The 1,970-nt window shown below is 41.0% G+C and carries 2 protein-coding genes and 1 pseudogene; all 3 read left to right on the top strand.

Annotated elements, in window-relative coordinates; all coding sequences use genetic code 11:
* Nucleotides 1-161 (top strand): annotated as a pseudogene (locus GMD1S_RS11815) (glycosyltransferase family 2 protein); the annotation flags it as partial.
* Between the two features lie 8 nt (nt 162-169).
* Nucleotides 170-1,273 (top strand): glycosyl hydrolase family 8, encoded by a 1,104-nt coding sequence (locus GMD1S_RS07390; RefSeq protein ID WP_000856182.1) that lies wholly within the window; start codon nt 170-172, stop codon nt 1,271-1,273.
* Between the two features lie 122 nt (nt 1,274-1,395).
* The coding region (locus tag GMD1S_RS07385) for an HAD hydrolase family protein (protein ID WP_000338989.1) at nt 1,396-1,970 on the top strand (575 nt) is incomplete at its 3' end.

Below are 1,970 nucleotides of genomic sequence, written 5' to 3'. Positions count from 1 at the left end.
AAGCAACAACTAAACAAATCTGGTTAGCCCTGGCAGCCTATTTCTCTTATGCACAGATGTTTATCGTTGTATCCGTTGATTCCATTTCTTCAATCGTGCTGGATAAAGTACTCCGACGAAAAGAAACCAAGTGGGTTAAAACCAAGCGATTTGCAGGATAGGAGGTTCTATGAAAACGAATAAATTAAAATATGTCTGGTTTGTGCTCATCCTTTCTATCTTTTGTTTAGCCTTGTTTTTAGCAAGAGGAAGGACTAAAATCGAGATGCGTAATCGAATTTACAGCCAATGGAGCCAGCAGTTCCTTGTTACAAAAGGCAATCAGTCTTATGTTCGTACGACGAGTGATTCGGAGGGAACAACAGTTCTATCTGAAGCCCAAAGTTATGGCATGCTCATAACGGTTTTAGCAGCCCAAAAAGGGCAAGCGACACAAGCAGATTTTGAGAATCTTTATCGCTATTACCAAAATCATCGTATCGAGGGAACGCAGTTGATGTCTTGGAAGCAAGTGATCACAAATAGTAGTGAAACGGTTGAGAAGCAAAACGCAACTGATGGAGATCTCTACATCGCTTATTCTTTGATTGAAGCTGCCAAGCAGTGGCCGGATAAGGCGCAGGAATACCAAGAGCAAGCTAAAAAAATCTTAGAAGATATTCTTCGATACAATTACAATGAAGAGACAGGTGTTCTGACAGTAGGGAACTGGGCCAACAAGGATTCCGATTATTATTACTTGATGCGGACGTCTGATACTCTTCCTCGCTATTTCCAATCTTTCTATGACCTGACTGGAAACAAACAGTGGTTAGACGTTAAGGATAAGATGCTTGGGCAACTGGAGCAAATCAGTTCTCATTCTGATACGGGTCTCTTGCCAGACTTTATCTGGGCTGAGAAGTCAGGGGCGCACCTTGTTGATGCCAACACTATCGAATCTCAATACGATGGGGCTTATTCTTATAACGCTTGTCGTTTGCCATATCACTTGTCTCAGAGTCAGGATGAAAGAAGCCAAAAACTCGTTCAAAAGATGATGGATTTCTTTATGAAAGAGCAACGTATTTATGCTGGTTATGACTTGAATGGAACTGCCCTCAATCAATACCAGGCAGGTAGTTTCTTGGCACCGATTACCTATGCGTCTGACAAGGGAGAAGGCTATCTGAAACTTCTTCAGCAAAATAAATACATTTTCACACAAGATTTACCTTTGGACAACTACTATGATGCAACGATGATTACCATGATTGCTCTAGAGATGTTCTAGGATGAAAAGAGAGGGCTAGTTTTACGAGCTCTCTTTTTGATAGGATTTTCATCTTTTTTCAAAAAAGGAATTTCATCAGCTTTATGGTATAATGGAAAGAGTGATGGAAAAGAGGTAGAGAGATGGATGCGAAATTAAAATACAAGGCAAAGAAGATTAAAATCGTCTTTTTTGATATTGATGATACCTTGCGTACGTCAAAGACAGGTTTTATTCCAGCTACAATTCCTACTGTTTTTAAACAGTTGCGTGAAAAAGGAATTTTAACAGGAATCGCCTCTGGACGTGGTATTTTCGGTGTTGTTCCAGAGATTCGTGAGCTCAAGCCGGACTTTTTTGTAACCCTAAATGGGGCCTATATAGAAGATAAAAAAGGCCAGGTCATTTATCAGCATCAGATTGAGAAGTTAGATGTTGAGGAGTATGTCTCTTGGACGAAGGAAGAGGGAATTGAGTACGGCCTGGTTGGTAGTCATGACGCCAAACTCTCCACGCGAACAGAACTGATCAGTGAGGCTATTGATCCCATTTATCCAAACTTGGATGTGGATCCAGATTTTCATGAAAAAGCGGACATTTACCAGATGTGGACCTTTGAGGAAAAAGGGGATGACTTGCACCTACCAGAGTCTTTATCAGATAAACTTCGCATGGTGCGTTGGCATGAACATTCATCTGATATCGTGCCGATTTCAGG

The sequence above is a fragment of the Streptococcus sp. GMD1S genome (genome assembly GCF_000296875.1).
Lineage (GTDB): Bacteria > Bacillota > Bacilli > Lactobacillales > Streptococcaceae > Streptococcus.
The sequence above is the reverse complement of the archived record's forward strand: the minus strand, read 5'-3'. Positions and strand labels throughout refer to the sequence as shown.

Excerpts from the sequence above, each read along its gene's own strand:
- GMD1S_RS07390 (WP_000856182.1), top strand. The coding sequence starts at position 170 with ATGAAAACGAATAAATTAAAATATGTCTGGTTTGTGCTCATCCTTTCT.